Annotated in this window: 15 protein-coding genes; 5 read left to right on the forward strand and 10 right to left on the reverse strand. The window is 58.1% G+C overall.

The genetic code is table 11. The features are described from left to right. Positions 1 to 68: 68 nt before the first annotated feature. Together A462_RS14955 and A462_RS14950 are read left to right on the forward strand one after the other, a co-directional pair. Positions 69 to 380 (forward strand): type II toxin-antitoxin system MqsR family toxin, encoded by a 312-nt coding sequence (locus A462_RS14955; protein ID WP_008435648.1) that lies wholly within the window; start codon positions 69 to 71, stop codon positions 378 to 380. Further along, on the forward strand, positions 377 to 865 hold the full coding sequence (locus A462_RS14950; RefSeq protein WP_008435650.1) for a type II toxin-antitoxin system MqsA family antitoxin: 489 nt from the start codon (positions 377 to 379) through the stop codon (positions 863 to 865). The genes A462_RS14955 and A462_RS14950 overlap by 4 nt, the downstream gene beginning before the upstream one ends. A 59-nt stretch (positions 866 to 924) precedes the next feature. On the opposite strand, the gene A462_RS14945 is transcribed toward A462_RS14950, so the two are convergent. From A462_RS14945 to A462_RS14930, 4 genes are all read right to left on the reverse strand, one after another. After that, positions 925 to 1,689 carry an amino acid ABC transporter ATP-binding protein gene (locus A462_RS14945; RefSeq protein ID WP_003171943.1) on the reverse strand — a complete coding sequence of 255 codons (765 nt, stop codon included), beginning with the start codon at positions 1,687 to 1,689 and terminating at the stop codon, positions 925 to 927. A gap of 10 nt (positions 1,690 to 1,699) precedes the next feature. Then, the gene (locus A462_RS14940; protein ID WP_003216325.1) at positions 1,700 to 2,797 is read right to left on the reverse strand and encodes an amino acid ABC transporter permease; all 1,098 of its coding nucleotides are present in this window, start codon (positions 2,795 to 2,797) and stop codon (positions 1,700 to 1,702) included. A 10-nt stretch (positions 2,798 to 2,807) separates the two neighbouring features. Beyond that, on the reverse strand, positions 2,808 to 3,989 hold the full coding sequence (locus A462_RS14935; RefSeq protein WP_003216323.1) for an amino acid ABC transporter permease: 1,182 nt from the start codon (positions 3,987 to 3,989) through the stop codon (positions 2,808 to 2,810). Between the two features lie 72 nt (positions 3,990 to 4,061). Continuing rightward, positions 4,062 to 5,093, reverse strand: coding sequence for an amino acid ABC transporter substrate-binding protein (locus tag A462_RS14930; RefSeq protein WP_003216321.1), 1,032 nt, complete (start codon positions 5,091 to 5,093; stop codon positions 4,062 to 4,064). 347 nt (positions 5,094 to 5,440) lie between these two features. Here A462_RS14930 and A462_RS14925 point away from each other — a divergent pair, with 347 nt between their 5' ends. Beyond that, complete coding sequence (locus tag A462_RS14925; RefSeq protein WP_003216319.1) at positions 5,441 to 6,097, forward strand: alpha/beta hydrolase; 657 nt, start codon at positions 5,441 to 5,443, stop codon at positions 6,095 to 6,097. A 96-nt stretch (positions 6,098 to 6,193) separates the two neighbouring features. After that, positions 6,194 to 7,681, forward strand: coding sequence for an ATP-dependent RNA helicase RhlB (gene rhlB, locus A462_RS14920; RefSeq protein ID WP_032899430.1), 1,488 nt, complete (start codon positions 6,194 to 6,196; stop codon positions 7,679 to 7,681). Between the two features lie 11 nt (positions 7,682 to 7,692). Here the strand turns inward: rhlB and A462_RS14915 are convergent, their stop codons facing one another. Both A462_RS14915 and A462_RS14910 read right to left on the reverse strand, forming a co-directional pair. Beyond that, positions 7,693 to 12,468 carry an RHS repeat domain-containing protein gene (locus A462_RS14915; RefSeq protein ID WP_008435659.1) on the reverse strand — a complete coding sequence of 1,592 codons (4,776 nt, stop codon included), beginning with the start codon at positions 12,466 to 12,468 and terminating at the stop codon, positions 7,693 to 7,695. Between the two features lie 46 nt (positions 12,469 to 12,514). After that, a complete protein-coding gene (locus tag A462_RS14910) occupies positions 12,515 to 13,540 on the reverse strand; it encodes a hypothetical protein (RefSeq protein ID WP_032899432.1) in 1,026 nt (341 codons plus the stop codon). A gap of 254 nt (positions 13,541 to 13,794) precedes the next feature. Here A462_RS14910 and A462_RS14905 point away from each other — a divergent pair, with 254 nt between their 5' ends. After that, entirely contained in the window at positions 13,795 to 14,931 is a 1,137-nt protein-coding gene (locus A462_RS14905) for an NAD(P)/FAD-dependent oxidoreductase (protein WP_008435662.1), read from the forward strand. Between the two features lie 67 nt (positions 14,932 to 14,998). On the opposite strand, the gene moaE is transcribed toward A462_RS14905, so the two are convergent. The 4 genes from moaE to A462_RS14885 all read right to left on the reverse strand — a co-directional run bounded on the left by moaE (position 14,999) and on the right by A462_RS14885 (position 17,722). Beyond that, positions 14,999 to 15,448: a molybdopterin synthase catalytic subunit MoaE gene (moaE, locus tag A462_RS14900; protein ID WP_003216307.1), complete on the reverse strand. Its 450-nt coding sequence runs from the start codon at positions 15,446 to 15,448 to the stop codon at positions 14,999 to 15,001. Positions 15,449 to 15,450: 2 nt separating this feature from the next. Continuing rightward, on the reverse strand, positions 15,451 to 15,693 hold the full coding sequence (moaD, locus tag A462_RS14895; RefSeq protein ID WP_003216306.1) for a molybdopterin converting factor subunit 1: 243 nt from the start codon (positions 15,691 to 15,693) through the stop codon (positions 15,451 to 15,453). Continuing rightward, on the reverse strand, positions 15,690 to 16,163 hold the full coding sequence (gene moaC, locus A462_RS14890; protein ID WP_008435663.1) for a cyclic pyranopterin monophosphate synthase MoaC: 474 nt from the start codon (positions 16,161 to 16,163) through the stop codon (positions 15,690 to 15,692). Before moaC ends, moaD begins: the two co-directional genes overlap by 4 nt. Positions 16,164 to 16,327: 164 nt before the next feature. Further along, positions 16,328 to 17,722, reverse strand: a complete 1,395-nt coding sequence (locus A462_RS14885; RefSeq protein ID WP_008435664.1) for a PhoH family protein — start codon at positions 17,720 to 17,722, stop codon at positions 16,328 to 16,330. Positions 17,723 to 17,797 lie beyond the last annotated feature (75 nt).

Below are 17,797 nucleotides of genomic sequence, written 5' to 3' on the forward strand. Positions count from 1 at the left end.
GGCAAAGGAGCAGTATTTTCGATTGGTAAAATTACCCTCAGAGGGTAATTATTGGACTCAGGTGTCTTATGGAAAAGTACACACCTCATTACGATCTGGCGGTGATAAAGGCGGATGTCAGGCGGCTTGGCGCCAAGGCTTTCACACGTGCGGCAAAGAAAACCGCAGAGGCGCTCGACCTTGATCTCTCGGAAATGCAGGCCGTTATTTTCGAACTGCAAAACAGGATGTTGTACAAGTCGATGACCACCTATGTGGATCATCGGATCTGGCATGACGTCTATCACATCCATTCACACGGTCTGGAGATTTACATCAAGGTGACTTACTGCTCCGGCAGCAACCCTCCGGTGATCTCCTTCAAAGGGATGAACCTATGAACACCCAACATTGCTTCATCTGCGGAGCCCCCGACGCCATGACGCGTTTTGAAGGCCGCAGCGAAACCATGCGTATAAAAGGCATGGAGCGGCGCATTGATGATCTTTCGGGCTGGGAATGTCAGGTGTGCGAGGACGGCATGTATGACCCCGATAGCTGCGAGCGTCATGCCAATGCCGGTGATGATCTGCTCCACGCCGCCCGAGGGATAATGGGCGCCGAACTGAAGCGAATCCGTCGCAAGCTGCACCTCACGCAAAAAGAAACCGTGGGCTTGCTCTCCGGTGGCGGCCACAACGCATTCTCACGTTACGAACGCGGTGAAATAACGCCACCCAAACCATTGATGGTACTGATGCGACTGCTGGATCGTTACCCCCACTTGCTCATCGATGCCAAAGAACTGGCCGAAGGCGCAGACCTGCGCAACGCCTTCACCTACACCATCAACGACAAGACGCAAGAAGCCCTAAACGCCTCCTAGACAGGCAAAAATAAACCCGGCACCAGGCCGGGTTTATTGTTTCAAGCATCACTCATCGATCAATGCAAAATCTGGCTCAAGAACAACTTGGTCCGATCATTCTGCGGGTTGTCGAAGAAGTCATTCGGCGCCGCCTGCTCAACGATCTCGCCCTTGTCCATGAAGATCACGCGGTTGGCCACGGTGCGCGCAAAGCCCATTTCGTGGGTCACGCAGAGCATGGTCATGCCGTCTTCCGCCAGGCCGATCATGGTGTCCAGTACCTCTTTCACCATTTCCGGATCGAGCGCCGAGGTCGGCTCATCGAACAGCATGATTTTCGGCTTCATGCACAGCGCACGGGCAATCGCCACGCGCTGTTGCTGGCCGCCGGACAACTGCCCCGGAAACTTGTGGGCCTGCTCCGGAATACGCACGCGCTCAAGGTAGTGCATGGCAATTTCTTCAGCCTTGCGCTTGGGCATCTTGCGTACCCACATCGGGGCCAGCGTGCAGTTCTGCAGGATGGTCAGGTGCGGGAACAGGTTGAAGTGCTGGAACACCATGCCGACTTCGCGGCGGATCGCTTCGATCTGCTTGAGGTCGTTGGTCAGTTCCACGCCATCGACCACGATGCGGCCCTGCTGGTGCTCTTCCAGGCGGTTGAGGCAGCGGATGGTGGTGGACTTGCCGGAACCCGACGGGCCGCACAGCACGATACGTTCGCCCTGCTTGACGTTCAGGTTGATGTCTTTCAACACGTGGAACTGGCCGTACCACTTGTTGACGCCCTGCATCTGAATAATGCCTTCAGGGCTCACAGGCTGTTTGATCGCTTCACTCATCACAAAACTCCTAACGCTTGTGGCCTGTGTCCAGCTTGTGTTCCAAATGAATGGAATAGCGGGACATACCAAAACAGAAAATCCAGAACACCAGGGCGGCGAACACGTAGCCTTCAGTGGCCATGCCCAACCATTTCGGGTCGGCGGCGGCTTGCTTGACGCTGTTGAGCAGGTCGAACAGGCCGATAATGATCACCAGGCTGGTGTCCTTGAACAACGCGATAAACGTGTTGACGATGCCCGGGATCACCATCTTCAGTGCCTGGGGCAAAATCACCAGGCCCATGCTGCGCCAGTAACCCAGGCCCATCGCGGCCGCAGCCTCGTATTGGCCCTTGGGAATCGCCTGCAAGCCACCGCGTACCACTTCGGCCACATAGGCCGACTGGAACAGGATCACGCCGATCAAGGCCCGCAGCAATTTGTCGATGCCCATGCCTTCCGGCAGGAACAGCGGCAACATTACCGACGACATGAACAGCACCGTGATCAACGGCACGCCGCGCCAGAACTCGATGAAGGTCACGCAGACCACACGAATCGCCGGCATGTTCGAACGCCGACCCAACGCCAGCACGATGCCCAGCGGCAAGGCCCCGGCAATGCCGACGGTGGCGATCACCAGGGTCAGCATCAAGCCGCCCCACTGGCTGGTGGCCACGTTGGTCATGCCGAAGATCCCGCCGTGCAGCAGGAAGTAGGCAACGATCGGGTACACCACCAAAAAGCTCAGGCCGTAGACCGCCTTGCGCGTGAAGCGCGAGATGAACAACGGCGCCACACCCACGATGGCCAGCCACACGGTCAGGTCGACACGCCAGCGCAGGTCGCCGGGGTAGTAGCCGTACATGAACTGCCCGAAGCGCTGTTGGATAAACACCCAGCAGGCGCCCTCCTTGGTGCAGTCGGCGCGGGTGGTACCGACCCAGTTTGCATCGAGGATCGCCCAGTGCAGGATCGGCGGCACGACCAGGTAGATCAGGTAGAACGCCAGCAATGTCAGCAGGGTGTTGAGCCAGCTGGAAAACAGGTTGGCGCGCATCCATGCCATCGGCCCGAACACTTTGTTCGGTGGCGGCATATCAGGTTTGAAAGTATGCGTACTCATGCAGGTTTCCTCACCGCTCGATCAGCGCAATGCGCTTGTTGTACCAGTTCATCAGCAGGGAAATGCTGATGCTGATCGCCAGGTACACGCTCATGGTGATGGCAATAACCTCGATGGCCTGGCCGGTCTGGTTGAGCACCGTGCCGGCAAACAGCGAAACCATTTCCGGGTAACCGATACCGGCCGCCAGTGACGAGTTTTTCGCCAGGTTCAGGTATTGGCTGGTCAGCGGCGGAATGATCACGCGCAGGGCTTGCGGGATGATCACCTTGCGCAGGGTCGGGCCGTTGCGCAGCCCGAGGGAACGCGCCGCTTCGGTCTGGCCGTGGCTGACGGACTTGATGCCTGAACGCACGATCTCGGCGATAAACGCCGCGGTATACACGGTCAGGGCCAGGGTCAGCGCCAGCAACTCGGGAATCAGTACCCAGCCGCCGACGAAGTTGAAGCCTTGCAGCTTGGGCATTTCCCAGTGCAGCGGCGCGCCGAACACCAAAGCGCACAGCGCAGGGATCACCACCAACAGCGCCAGGCCGGCCCAGAACTTGTGGAACGGAACACCGGTGGCTTCAAAGCGTTTATTTGCCCAACGGGCCATCAGCACAATGGCGATGATTGCCACCACGACGCTGATCACAAACGGCCAGAAACCCTCCGCCATCAACGCGGCGGGCATGTTCAGGCCACGGCTGCTGACAAAGAACGTGTCGCCGAAGTTGTGGCTGTTGCGCGGCCCCGGCATCGTCAGGAATACCGCGAAGTACCAGAACAGGATTTGCAGCAGCGGCGGAATGTTGCGGAACACTTCCACATACACCGTGGCCAGCTTGTTAATCATCCAGTTGGGCGACAAGCGCGCCACACCGATGATGAACCCGAGGATGGTCGCCAGGACCACACCGATCACCGTCACCAGCAGGGTGTTGAGCAGACCGATCACAAAGACCCGGGCATAGCTGTCCGATTCGGTGTAGTCGATCAGGTGCTGAGCGATGCCGAAGCCGGCACTGCGCTCAAGAAAGTCGAAACCCGAGGTAATGCCCCGGTGTTGAAGGTTGGTTTGCGTGTTGTTGAACAGGTACCAGCCCAACGAGACCACCGCCACAATCGTGATGATCTGGAATAGCCACGCACGCACTTTTGGATCACTGAAGCTGAGCTTCTGTTTTGGTGCGCCGATTTGATTTTGCATTAAGTGCCCCAGAAATAATGGAACAGAACATCACCCGGCGGTTGGCCCACCGGGTGATAGAACCATCAGCGATCAGCGCACAGGTGGTGCGTATTGAATGCCACCGTTGGTCCACAGAGCGTTCAGGCCACGATCGATTTCCAGAGGCGTGCTCTTGCCGAGGTTTTTCTCGAACACTTCGCCGTAGTTACCGACCTGCTTGACGATCTGTACGACCCAGTCCTTCTTCACTTTCAGGTCTTTGCCGTATTCGCCGTCAGCACCCAGCAGACGGGCAACGTCCGGGTTCTTGGTGGACTTGGCTTCAGCTTCGACGTTTTTGGAGGTGATACCGGCTTCTTCAGCGTTGAGCATGGCGTAGCCAACCCAGCGCACGATGGCCAGCCACTCGTCGTCGCCGTTACGCACGACAGGGCCCAGTGGTTCTTTGGAAATGGTTTCCGGCAGTACCACGTAGTCTTTCGGCGAAGCCAGCTTGCTGCGCTGTGCGTAGAGCTGGGACTTGTCGGAGGTCAGTACGTCGCAACGACCGGATTCCAGCGACTTGGCGCTTTCATCGGAGGTGTCGAACGTGATCGGGGTGTACTTCAGGTTGTTGGCGCGGAAGTAGTCGGAAACGTTCAGCTCAGTGGTGGTACCGGCCTGGATGCAGATGGTTGCACCGTCCAGTTCCTTGGCGCTTTTAACGCCCAGCTTGTTGTTCACCAGGAAACCAACACCGTCGTAGTAGGTGATGAAGCCCGGGAATTTCAGGCCCATGCCGGCATCGCGGGAGCTGGTCATGGTGGTGTTGCGCGACAGGATGTCGACTTCGCCAGACTGAAGCGCGGTGAAACGCTCCTTGGCATTCAACTGGCTGAATTTGACCTTGGTTGCGTCGCCGAATACGGCAGCGGCAACAGCACGGCACACGTCAGCGTCGATCCCGAGGATCTTGCCGCTGGCGTCCGGCACCGAGAAGCCCGGCAGACCGTCGCTCACGCCACACTGCACAAAGCCTTTCTTCTGCACGGCATCCAGAGTGGCGCCAGCCTGGGCGAAACCACTGACACCCAGTACGGTAGCCGCGGTCACGATGGCCAGGGTGGATTTCAATACCTTCATTCAAACCTCCAGTTTTGCTCTTGTTGTGTCGGAGCTCGAACCCCACCGCACCCTTATGAGGCGACATCGACCCGTGTTGGCTTTTTTTGGGGTCAAACAGCATGAGGTTTTTGCTTTAAGTCCAGTTGCTATCCCACAGGCGGCAGTCACTGATAGTGTTACCGCCTGGGGTGAGCCTTGACATCGGGTTTCACATAGCAAGCCCCGTACCAGACTGATGGCTGAGTCGTTTCAGCCCATGGTCAAGAGCAAAAGATTCAACCTTGCGACATTCTCTTAACAGATCAACCTGTCGCGCACCGTTCCGACGCACCCAATCGGAGCGCACGCACATTTATGGAGCAGACATGACCGAACCCTTGATTCTTCAGCCCGCCAAGCCCGCAGACGCCTGCGTAATCTGGTTGCATGGCCTGGGTGCCGATCGCTACGACTTCCTGCCCGTGGCCGAAGCCCTGCAGGAAAAACTCCTGTCGACGCGCTTTGTCCTGCCCCAGGCGCCGACACGCCCGGTGACCATCAACGGCGGCTATGAGATGCCCAGTTGGTACGACATCAAGGCCATGAGCCCGGCGCGTTCCATCAGTGTTGAAGAGCTGGAAGCCTCGGCAAAAATGGTTACCGACCTGATCAAGGAACAAAAAAGCAGCGGGATAGACGCCTCGCGGATTTTCCTCGCCGGTTTTTCCCAGGGTGGCGCCGTGGTGTTCCACACCGCGTTCCTGAAATGGCAGGGCGCCTTGGGTGGCGTGATCGCCCTTTCCACCTACGCTCCCACTTTCGGTGACGAACTCGAATTGTCGGCGAGCCAGCAACGGATTCCGGCGCTGTGCCTGCACGGCCAATACGACGACGTGGTGCAGAACGCCATGGGTCGCAGCGCCTATGAGCATTTGAAGTCGCGTGGTGTCACCGTTGCATGGCAGGAATACCCAATGGGCCACGAAGTGTTACCCCAGGAGATACACGATATCGGTGACTGGTTGGCCGCCCGCCTGGGCTGAAAACCGCCCATTGTGTAGCCGCATGACCAACGCACTACGCCGCGCCCGATTCTTGCATTACACTGGCCGGCGTACATTCCTTAACCAATTGATGAGATGACCGTGCTCAAAGCACTCAAGAAGATGTTCGGTAAAAGCGAGGCTGAGCAGCTCGCGCCAGGTTCCAGTGCCCCCGCCCACGTTCAAGGCAGCCGCAATGACGGCCAGCAGCCTGGCCGGACCGCACCTGTAGCCTCGCCAAAAAAAGAGCCGGTGACCACACCCGCCACGGTTAACGTCGCTGAAGAGCCAGCCGCCGACCAACCACGCCAGGAGCCACGCCAGGAGAAGCCGCGCCGTGAACGCGCGCCCAAACCTGTGGTTATTCCCTGGAAACTGGAAGACTTCGCCGTCGAACCCCAGGAAGGCAAAACCCGCTTTCATGATTTCAAGCTCGCCCCGGAACTGATGCACGCCATCCAGGACCTGGGTTTCCCGTACTGCACGCCGATCCAGGCGCAAGTGCTGGGCTTCACCCTCGCCGGCAAAGACGCCATCGGTCGCGCCCAGACCGGTACCGGCAAGACCGCTGCTTTCCTGATCTCGATCATTACGCAGTTGTTGCAGACCCCACCGCCAAAAGAGCGCTACATGGGTGAACCCCGCGCACTGATCATCGCCCCGACCCGGGAGCTGGTGGTACAGATCGCCAAGGACGCCGCCGACCTGACCAAGTACACCGGCCTCAACGTGATGACGTTTGTTGGCGGGATGGACTTCGACAAGCAGCTCAAGCACCTGGAAGCGCGCCACTGCGACATCCTGGTGGCCACGCCGGGGCGCTTGCTGGACTTCAACCAGCGCGGCGACGTGCACCTGGACATGGTCGAAGTGATGGTGCTGGACGAAGCCGACCGCATGCTCGACATGGGCTTCATCCCGCAAGTGCGTCAGATCATTCGCCAGACCCCGCCGAAAAACGAGCGCCAGACCCTGCTGTTCTCCGCGACCTTCACCGAAGACGTGATGAACCTCGCCAAGCAGTGGACCACCGACCCGTCCATCGTCGAGATCGAGGCACTCAACGTCGCCAGCGAGAACGTCGAACAGCATATCTATGCCGTGGCCGGTGCCGACAAATACAAGCTGCTCTACAACCTGGTCAACGACAACGGTTGGGAGCGGGTCATGGTGTTTGCCAACCGCAAGGACGAAGTGCGCCGCATCGAAGAACGCCTGGTGCGTGATGGCGTGAATGCCGCGCAACTGTCCGGCGACGTGCCGCAGCACAAGCGCATCAAGACCCTGGAAGGTTTCCGCGAAGGCAAGATTCGCGTGCTGGTGGCCACCGACGTGGCCGGACGCGGGATTCACATCGATGGCATCAGCCACGTGATCAACTTCACCCTGCCGGAAGTGCCGGACGACTACGTGCACCGGATTGGCCGTACCGGCCGCGCGGGCGCGGCGGGCGTGTCCATCAGCTTTGCCGGTGAAGACGACTCGTATCAGTTGCCGTCGATCGAAACCTTGCTGGGCCGCAAGATCAGCTGCGAAACGCCGCCGACGCATTTGTTGCGTCCGGTGGAGCGCAAACGCCCTTAAGCTGGAAGACCTCAGGCCGAATTCCATTCGGCCAGGATGGGTTGGCGAACACGCGAGGCCTCCTGCGAAAAGGCCTCATGGAAAGTGAAGCTGCTGCCCGACATATCGACAAGACGATGGGCCTGAGGCTGGGGTTGCGGCTGCCCCAGTGGCTGCTGCAAGTTCTCGGCATCGCCCCCGATAGGCGCTGCCGGCTGGCGCTTTCTGATCCGACCGTCGACCGAGCGGTACAGATTGACCACGCGCAAGCCAAAACGCGTCACCCCCCAGGCTTGGCTTGGCAGCGTAATGTCATTGAAGAACTTGTAAGAAGCACCGGTCAGCAACTTGCCAGCGGCCTGCAATCCGGCCCTTGCTTGGGAACTCAATAGACTGAAGCTTCGGACCGCCGGGCTTGCGGCGACTTCAACCGCCCGGGAAGCGCCCGTCGCCGCTATGCCTGCGCCCCCTAAACTGGCCGCGACACCCACCGCTGCAAAGGTCAGCGATGCCCAGTTCAGGACGTTGATTTGACTGGAGCGATCCCAGCCCATCTGATTGTCGACCGCCTCAACGCTCAGTGCGGCAATCCCCAACGTCCCACCTACCGAGGCCGCGCCTGAGGCTACCAACAGCGCGCTCTTGCCGGCAATGGTCAGTGCAGCGGCTTGAGCGCCGATGGCAGCGAGCAAGCCCGCAGTTGCAAGCCCAGCGGTGACCACCGACATGCCCAGTGCAACACCGGTCAGTGCCCACCGGGCCCATGTTGGAAAACTGAAGAGGCCGCTGGGGTCCGACCAATTCACCGGGTCACCGCCACAGTAGGCGTAGCTGTTGATCCCGCCCTCGTCAAAAGGACTGAGGGGATCAGGAGAGAGAAACACCATGAGTTCGGGATCATAGGCACGGCGCCCATTACCCAGGTGATAGAGGTTGACCGGTACGTCCAGCCGTTCGCCGTTGTATGCGGGCAGTTGCAGATGGACCATCGAAGGAGGCGTGCCATCTGCCAAGGCGATCCTGGCGTCACCGTAGGGCGCGTACTGCCGGCGCACCTGCTCCATGCCCGGCGCCACCACACCGCGGACACTGCCAGCGCCGTCATTGACCAGTAGTTGCTCGCGATTACCGTGATCACGGTAGGCCAGCACCTGGTCGCCGTCGCGCACGTAATGCACCCGTTTACTGCCCTCCACCAGCGTGTCGAGCCGATCCCCGGCATAGGCCAGCATCACGGGGGCTTCGTTGCCTCGCGCAGCAAGCACCTGGCGTGCTTCGCCGTCGTATTGATAGCTGTACCTGAGGGCGTCGACCTGCACACCAGTGAGCTGGTCAAAACCGTTGTACGCAAAGCTGCGGCTGGAGGTGCCCTGCTGCAAATTACCGGAGGCGTCATAGCTCAGGGTCAGGTTTTGCACCGGGTTAGTGTGGGTTACGCGCGTCAGGCAAGCAGGATCTTGACCCTGGAAAAAACGCTCGCTACGGTCGCTATCGCCATCGGTAAATGTCGTCTGCACTTCGGTCATATTATCGAGACCGTCGTAACTGAAATGCTGCTGCTTGATCGCCCGACCCAATCGATCCATGGGGAATTGCGTGCCGTCGCACACATAGGATTTGAGCCGCGAATAACCATCGTAAGTGAACGTCTCGCCCGTGACCACGACGTCATTCGCATCTTTCAACGTGCGAGTGGCCAGCAGGCCATCGTCGTAATAGGTGCTGACGATGTTCTGCAGTAGCGCACCGAACTGATCCAGCTTACGTTCTGACTCACGCCCCCATGCGTCATAGACCACCGAGTCGGTAAGACGCATGAATTGGTAACTGAGGGTTCGCGCCGATGGGCGCCCCAGGCTGTCGTAAGCCTGGATCGTGCCGATAAAACCGGTGGTTGTCTGTTGGAGGCGTCCGAACAGGTCATATTTCAGGTCACTGCGCTGCCCATCCGCCGAGGTATGCCGCAACAGCCGCCCACCCGGTGAGTAGCTGGTCAGGCTAGTCAATGCCTGACTGCCCAGCGTCTGAACTTCCTTGGCGAGATAGCCGTTCTCGTCGTAACTCATCTCATGCTTGAGCCCGGCTGTAAGGGATTGTCGCATCGCGCCACTGATGGGGTCGTACTCAAGGTCTATCGGCGCATGCCCTGCCATCTGGACGCCCGTCAATGTTTCCAGCTCGAGGTCATACCGGTACTCCTGGCGGTCACCGCGCGGCGAAGTCACCGCCACTGGCGCAACCTGGTTGGGCTTGTACTCCCAGGTCGTGGCTGTTGCGTTGCCACGCGCTTGGGAAATGACGCGGCCCAGGCTGTCGTATTCACGCGTGCCAAGCAGCTTGCTGTCTACGGTGAGGGTGCGCACCATTGGCTCGCTGGTGCCAAGCGCATACGTCGTCAACCGCTCACGGGGCGGCGTTCCGTCGGAGGGGGTTTCCAGGCTGCGCACCACACGATCAAAAATGTCATAGGCGTATTCAGTCTTGGTCTTCCTGGCATCGATGCGCTCCGTGCAGCGGCCCAGCCCGTCATAAGTACGGGTTTCCACCACAATGCGCGCACCGCCAACGCTCACCCGCTCAACCCGTGCCGGTTGATTGTGTTCGTTGAACCAGGTTTCCAGTTGCGCGTCACCTTGCACCCCCGTCACCCGGCGGTTGAGGAGCGGGTCATATTCATCGATCAATACCCGACCATCGGGTTGAGTTACCGTCCACGGGTTGCCCCAAATGTTATAGGCGTGGCTGGTTTTCAATGTACGCGGCCCATCACCCAGATAATCCAGACGGGTTTGCTTCACGAGCCGCCCGAGTGCGTCGTACGCCCAGGAACCCAGAAGCCTGTCATTGTCCGCGATGCCATCAAGCGATTGCGCAGCAGAGAGCTGGCGTCCCATGCCATCGAAATACGTGAAGAGCACGGTGCCTTGTGCATCCGTGGTGACCAAATGGGCCATCTTGGCCCCGGCCGAAAAGTGATAGGCATAACGACGTCGGGCCATCTGGAGCGTGCCTGGCGCGGCGGTTTCCGATGTCAGCCGCCCACTGACATCGTACGTCATCGCCAGGCTGCCGACGGCATCACGTGTCATGTCGAGCAGACGCTGATTGGTCAGTGACCACGTGCGCGCGGACTCGAGCCATTGACCAGGCTCACGCCCCTTCAAGCTCCGGACTTCGGTGATCGAGTCGCCATTGAAGGTGCAGGTGAAATCGGAGACCAGAGAGAGTTTGTCGATCGTCGTCGTGGAGCTTTTCAAGCGACCATGCAGGGCGGTGTTGGCGGCCACAGAATGATAGGTATAAGACGTATGGGTGCCCCCTTCAAGGTTGATGGCAAGCGGCATGACGAAGTAGCCGCCCCCCGTTATCGAGACGTCGGTGTGGGAATGTTCAGTGGTCCGAGCCGCAGTGGTCGATCTGGCCGGGAAAAGCTTTTCCAGCTTCAGGTAACGTTGAAAGAGTCCATGGGGGTCGGCAGGGCATCTTCGGGGCTCGCCGGTCACCGGGTAATAAGTGTATTCGGTGCGTACGCCGGAGGCCTCGGTGCGGCTTAGTTCGTTGCCGAAGTCATCGGTGGTGATACTGACCACTTCCGCCCTTGGGGGTTTGCCACCCTGGGGATACAGCTCAAAGGTCTTGGTGATGCGGCTCGGAAGTTGGAGATTGGCGGGCTGATTTGGAAACTGGATGCCCCGAACTTCATTGTAGACAGTCTCGGTTTTGACCTGGCTGCCATTGGCTAGCATTAATTCCTCAGTCAACAGGTGAAAACGATTATAAGTGGCGCGGGTAGACCGCAGGGGCTTGCCATTATTATCAACGTAAGTTTCTTCCGCCCAATAAGCGTACTCGCTATCCACCCGATACAAATTATCCTGGCCCTGGCGAAATCCGCCATTCAGAGGATATCCCGTGAAGTTACGGTTGGGACTGTAGTTATAAGAGCGGACGACAGAGGGCTGCCCGCGTCCGGGGTTTTGCTCCCAGTAGGTGACGACCGGAATATACAAACGGGCATCGTATTGATGCCCATTTGAGTTATACCGAATTATCTCCTGCCCCCCCATGGGTGTCATAACCTGCGAAATAGCTACCATTGCATCAGGCAACCTGAGGTACTGAAACGAATAGGCCTCACTTGCGACTGGCCCGGCCAAGTCATAAGGAACCGTGACCTTGGTCAGTTGATTGTCGATATGATTATATTCAAATCGCGTACGGGCATAACGATTACCATCAATTAGTGTATCGGCGGTTACCAGCGATCCGGCGGAATACTTCAACATCAACAGGTCGGTTTCTTTATCGTCAACAATGCTCTGCAATAAGTTATTACCGCCATACCGGAAGGTCAGCCGCTCGCCATTTTCGAACTGGATGGCACTGATCTTATAGGGACCGGGAATGCTGAGGGGACGCAGGATTTCGACAGTGCCATCCTTGTAAATTACGTGCAGCGTATTTTGCGCAACCCGTTTTATGGTGAGGTCCTTCAACTTATGGTCGGTAATAACAGCATTGTCCCCTACGGAGGGCAGCCCTTGGGTTAGATATTGTTCACCGTTGAGTAGCGTAAGCTTGAAGCTGTTCGGGTCAAATTCGGTATTCGACAAGCTCCAGCCTTTACCGTAGCCACTGTTGCGGGTATCCATCATCGAGAACGCCAAGGCAATCTCTCGGCTGATCTCTAACGGCCCTTTTGGGCTCAAGACTGCCAAACGAACCAGACACCCATACTGCCCGGTACGCAGGTCAACCGAACCGCCGAGGTGGGCGCTGAAATTAAACGCGTTCGAATAGATGTCCATAGGTCCACCGCTTCGCACTTGGAGAGGGGATGAAATGCCTGGAACGTCAGGGTTTTGAAGTGGCGCGCAGCACCATCACATTGTAATTGTCGGTCTCGGTCAGGTAATAGTGATGCGAGCAGCCATAACTATCGACCATTGTCCAAATACTGGCCCCTTGTTGATCGGTGTTGGGGTTATTCAACCAGGCCTTGACTCGCGCAGCACGCATGATGGTATTGCGCTTGTTCGCAGGAATTAGTTCATTTCCCCCTGAAGATTTTTTCAGTAGGCTATTCATTGTGATGTTTCCAACAGTATTACCCCGTATGACACCGCCGATCTGTCTAATACCGTGCCCAATGTCCCGAGTGTAGTAAATATCAAAGTGATCCCCCTGAACAGATGGATCTTTTAATTTTACGGGATCAGTCGGAGGTATATTCTCGACAAATCTCAACCCAAGGGGTGGCGTCCAATAATAAATATCCACATCCACACCCTGCACTGAAAAGGCGTCGGTATCAGCCCAATGATCGAGCCGCTCAGCAGACAATGTATAGGGCTCTTGACACTTAACAGTGACAGATGATTGATAATTAACATTATCTCTCTCCATATTGGTTGTATATGTTTTACGTCCCACCGTAATTTTTGCCATAAACTGCTGATTACCAGTTGATCTCAGATCACACCTCAGGTATCGCTTCTCATTTTCGAGCGGACCAATACCGGGCATCGGCTGAATAATAGGGTTAGAAGGGGCTGTAGCCATGCTGGGTTCCTCAAGCACCCCCGACCACCGACCCATGTTAAATTCGTTCCTTTTTGTATCACAATACCATCCGGCCGGAATTGTCGCTTCTGGGTTTGTGGAATACTCAACCACCGTGGCACTTTCAAGCTCCGTCGCCTCAAAGGCTGCCAGCTCCCATATACCTTCAGCGTTTCTCCTCTCCTTTTGGACAATTATATTGACTTGACATTGCTGTTTGCCACCCAGATACACCTCATTATTAACTACATTGCCACCATCGCGAGGGAATTCAATATCAAACGTTTTTAAACGAACATTGGGATCTTCCGCTTTCATTTCCTTCTCCTTATCCAACATAGAGAACAGTTATCATCAACGCCACATCTTGTACCGGCCTGATGCAAGTAAGCGCTTTATAGAAGGGACCGCCTACTGTTAGAAATAACAGTTTTTCCGGAGTTTTCAGGTCAAAAGGAAATAGCGATTTCCTGCTTTATCGCCAGGCTGAATATAAATGTGAAAGTGGGCTTGTGGGGGAGCAAGCAAGCCTGCACATTTGGTTTCAGCATTTTCAAATCCAGGAGGAACACATGAACCAGGCCGACTACCTCATCATCGGCGGTGGCATCGCCGGCGCATCCGCCGGCTACTGGCTGTCACACCATGCCCGCGTCATCGTGCTGGAACGCGAGTCGATGCCGGGTTACCACTCCACCGGCCGTTCCGCCGCCCTGTACATCGCCGCCTATGGCACGCCCCAGGTCCGCGCACTGACGCTGGGCAGCCGCGCCTTCTTCGATCAGCCGCCCGCAGGCTTTGCCGAACACCCATTGCTCACCCCACGGGGCGAATTGCTGGTGGACTTGATTGGCGACCCCGGTGAGTTGCAGCGCCAGTACCTAAGTGCCAAAGCCCTTGTGCCAGAAACGCGACTGCTCGACGTCGAGGAGTCGATGGCCATGATGCCGATCCTGCGCCGGGAAAAAGTCCATGGCGGGATCTACGACCCGACCGTGTGTGACATCGATACCGATGCGCTCTATCAAGGTTACCTGCGCGGCATTCGGCGCAATGGCGGAGAAATCCACACCGACAGTGACGTGCAGAAACTGACCCGCGACGGTCAGGGACTGTGGCAAGTGCGCACGGCCCAACAACACTTCAGCGCCCCGGTGATCATCAACGCCGCCGGCGCCTGGGCCGACCATATCGGCGAGTTGGCCGGTGCACAGAAAATCGGCCTGCAACCCAAACGTCGCAGCGCGTTCGTCTTCTCTCCACCCGCCGAGCTGAACATCCACGCATGGCCGGAGCTGGCGGCCCTCGACGGTTCGTTCTATATGAAACCCGACGCCGGCATGTTCCTCGGCTCACCGGCCAATGCCGACCCGGTGGAGCCCCACGACGTGCAACCGGAAGAGCTGGACATCGCCACGGGCATCTATCACATCGAGGAAGCCACCACCCTGAGCATCCGCCGGCCTGCGCGGACCTGGGCCGGGCTGCGCAGTTTCGTCAGCGATGGTGATCTGGTCTGCGGGTTCGATCCACAGGTGGAGGGATTATTCTGGATTGCGGCTCAGGGCGGCTACGGGATCCAGACGTCTCCGGCGATGGGCCAGGCCAGTGCGGCGCTGGTGCGCGGCAAGCCGTTGCCGGATGCATTGGCGGCGTTCGGGTTGACCGAAGCGATGCTTTCTCCACACCGGCTGCACGCCTCGACCTGACCTGTGTGGCGGGGGAGCTTGCTGTGGGGAGGGAGCTCCCTCCCACAGCAAGCTCCCTCGCCACACGTTATTTCCAGCGGTCAGCGGCTGCGTGATCGCTGTCGCGCCCTTCCACCCAGCGTGGCCCTTCGCTGGTGTTTTCCTTCTTCCAGAACGGAGCCCGCGTCTTCAGGTAGTCCATCACAAAGGCGCAGGCATCGAACGCGGCCTGACGATGGGCGCTGGCCGCCGCAACAAACACGATCGGCTCACCCGGCTCCAGGGCGCCAATGCGATGCAACACTTCCAGCTTGAGCAGCGGCCAGCGTTGCTCGGCCTCCACGACGATTTTGCCGAGAGCCTTTTCAGTCATGCCCGGGTAGTGTTCGAGGAACATCCCCGCCACATCCAGGCCATCATTGAAGTCGCGCACATAGCCGACAAAACTCACCACCGCGCCTACGCCCACATTGGCCGCATGCATCGCATTGACCTCGGCGCCGGGATCAAACGCCTCGGCCTGCACCCGAATCGCCATGGTCAGCCTCCGGTCACGGGCGGGAAGAATGCCACTTCGTCGCCAGCTTGCAGCGGCTCTTCAAGGTCGCACAGTTCCTGGTTACGAGCGCACATCAGGCTGGCCTCATTGAGCACTGCGAATTCCGGGTCACCGGCCAATGCCTGGCGTACAGCGTCGACCGTCGCGAAGTCACCTTCCATCTCCAGGGAGTCCAGGCCAATCGCTTCGCTGTAGCGCGCAAAAAACAGTACGTTGATGCTCATGCCTGGTCCGCCTTGAAATGCCCGCTCTTGCCGCCGAGTTTCTCCAGCAGCCGAATGGTTTCGATGGTCATGCCACGGTCCACGGCCTTGCACATGTCGTAGATCGTCAGGGCGGCAACACTGGCCGCGGTCAACGCTTCCATCTCCACGCCGGTCTGCCCGGAGAGTTTGCAGCGGGCGACGATGCGCACCGCGTCCAGGCCATCGGCACTGAGCTCGACCTTGACCCCGGTGAGCATCAACGGGTGGCACAGGGGAATCAGATCACTGGTTTTTTTTGCGGCCTGGATCCCGGCGATACGGGCCACGGCAAACACGTCGCCCTTGGGGTGGGCGCCGTCGACAATCATTTTCAGGGTCTCGGGCAACATGCGCACCCGCGCTTCGGCCACGGCTTCACGGAACGTCACGGCTTTTTCAGTGACGTCGACCATGTGGGCGCGACCTTGGGAATCGAGATGAGTCAGCACAGGGATACTCCTGATCAGGAGCTCCGATTGTAAACCCAACGCCGATCAAATGTGGGAGCTGGCTTTTGTGGGAGTCGGGCTTGCCCGCGATGCAGGCACCTCGGTATGTCAGTTACACCGAGGTGATGCTATCGCAGGCAAGCCAGCTCCCACATTGACCGTGGTTACAGGTGAGATTCGGCGTATTCGGCCAGAATCGAACGAGGGACACCTTGCAAGGCGATGTGCACGCCGTTCGGGAAGTCCTTGAAGCGTTCCGTCAAGTAAGTCAGCCCGGAGCTGGTCGCGGACAGGTAAGGGGTGTCGATCTGTGCCAGGTTGCCCAGGCACACCACTTTGGAACCGGCGCCGGCACGGGTGATGATGGTTTTCATCTGGTGCGGCGTGAGGTTCTGGCATTCATCGATCAAAATCAGGCTCTGCTGGAAGCTGCGACCTCGAATGTAGTTGAGGGATTTGAACTGCAACGGCACTTTGCTGAGGATGTAATCGACGCTGCCATGGGTGTTTTCGTCATCCATGTGCAAGGCTTCGAGGTTGTCGGTGATCGCCCCCAGCCACGGCTCCATTTTTTCCGCTTCGGTGCCGGGCAGGAAACCGATTTCCTGGTCCAGGCCCTGCACGCTGCGGGTGGCGATGATGCGGCGATAGCGTTTGGTAACCATGGTCTGTTCGATGGCGGCAGCCAGGGCGAGGATGGTTTTCCCCGAACCTGCGGCGCCGGTCAGGTTGACCAGGTGGATGTCCGGATCAAGCAAGGCATACAGCGCCAGGCTCTGGTAGATATCACGCGGTTTCAGGCCCCAGGCTTCCTGGTGCAACAGGGGTTCCTGATGCAGGTCGAGGATCAGCAGCTTGTCGACCTGGATCTCTTTGATCCAGCCCACAAAACCCTGTTCGTCGATGATGAATTCGTTGATGTGCACAGCCGGCAGGTTGTCGATCAGCTGTACCTGGTGCCAGGTGCGGCCATGGTCCTGACGGGTTTCGACCTTGCTGACGCGATCCCAGAACGAGCCGGTCATGGTGTGATAACCACGAGACAGCATTGACACGTCGTCAACCAGTTGGTCGGTACTGTAGTCCTCGGCAGCGATCCCACACGCTCGTGCCTTGAGGCGCATATTGATGTCTTTGGTCACCAGCACCAGGCGCAGGTCCTTGTCGCGTGCGTGCAGGTCGATCAATTGGTTGATGATTTTGTTGTCGTTCAGATTCTCCGGCAGCAAGCTGTTGGGCTCGCTGCGCTTGTTCATCAGAATCGACAGCAAGCCCTTAGGCCCGCCTTTGCCACGCTGGATCGGTACGCCCACCTCGACATCGTCGGGGGAGGCTTCGCCGAGGGTCTTGTCGATCAGGCGGATGGCCTGGCGGCATTCGGCTGCAACGCTGTGGTGCCCGCTTTTGAGTTTGTCGAGCTCCTCAAGCACGATCATCGGGATGGCGACGTGGTGTTCTTCGAAGTTGAGCAGTGCGTTTGGATCGTGAATCAGTACATTGGTATCAAGCACATAAAGGATTGGCTGGTCGGAAGAAGGGTTACGTCCATGATCATCCATACTCGGTCACCTTTGTGGGAGCCAGTCGACGCAATACCGCGACAGTGCTGCGCCTCGATTCGACCGTCGAACGCA

The sequence above is a fragment of the Pseudomonas sp. Ag1 genome (assembly GCF_000278565.1).
GTDB lineage: Bacteria > Pseudomonadota > Gammaproteobacteria > Pseudomonadales > Pseudomonadaceae > Aquipseudomonas.

What these genes read in the sequence shown, in the direction of transcription:
- A462_RS14955 (WP_008435648.1), top strand. Translation starts at nt 69, where the DNA reads ATGGAAAAGTACACACCTCATTACGATCTGGCGGTGATAAAGGCGGAT.
- A462_RS14950 (WP_008435650.1), top strand. Translation starts at nt 377, where the DNA reads ATGAACACCCAACATTGCTTCATCTGCGGAGCCCCCGACGCCATGACG.
- A462_RS14945 (WP_003171943.1), bottom strand. Translation starts at nt 1,689, where the DNA reads ATGAGTGAAGCGATCAAACAGCCTGTGAGCCCTGAAGGCATTATTCAG.
- A462_RS14940 (WP_003216325.1), bottom strand. Translation starts at nt 2,797, where the DNA reads ATGAGTACGCATACTTTCAAACCTGATATGCCGCCACCGAACAAAGTG.
- A462_RS14935 (WP_003216323.1), bottom strand. Translation starts at nt 3,989, where the DNA reads ATGCAAAATCAAATCGGCGCACCAAAACAGAAGCTCAGCTTCAGTGAT.
- A462_RS14930 (WP_003216321.1), bottom strand. Translation starts at nt 5,093, where the DNA reads ATGAAGGTATTGAAATCCACCCTGGCCATCGTGACCGCGGCTACCGTA.
- A462_RS14925 (WP_003216319.1), top strand. Translation starts at nt 5,441, where the DNA reads ATGACCGAACCCTTGATTCTTCAGCCCGCCAAGCCCGCAGACGCCTGC.
- rhlB (WP_032899430.1), top strand. Translation starts at nt 6,194, where the DNA reads ATGACCGTGCTCAAAGCACTCAAGAAGATGTTCGGTAAAAGCGAGGCT.
- A462_RS14915 (WP_008435659.1), bottom strand. Translation starts at nt 12,468, where the DNA reads ATGGACATCTATTCGAACGCGTTTAATTTCAGCGCCCACCTCGGCGGT.
- A462_RS14910 (WP_032899432.1), bottom strand. Translation starts at nt 13,540, where the DNA reads ATGAAAGCGGAAGATCCCAATGTTCGTTTAAAAACGTTTGATATTGAA.
- A462_RS14905 (WP_008435662.1), top strand. Translation starts at nt 13,795, where the DNA reads ATGAACCAGGCCGACTACCTCATCATCGGCGGTGGCATCGCCGGCGCA.
- moaE (WP_003216307.1), bottom strand. Translation starts at nt 15,448, where the DNA reads ATGGCGATTCGGGTGCAGGCCGAGGCGTTTGATCCCGGCGCCGAGGTC.
- moaD (WP_003216306.1), bottom strand. Translation starts at nt 15,693, where the DNA reads ATGAGCATCAACGTACTGTTTTTTGCGCGCTACAGCGAAGCGATTGGC.
- A462_RS14885 (WP_008435664.1), bottom strand. Translation starts at nt 17,722, where the DNA reads ATGGATGATCATGGACGTAACCCTTCTTCCGACCAGCCAATCCTTTAT.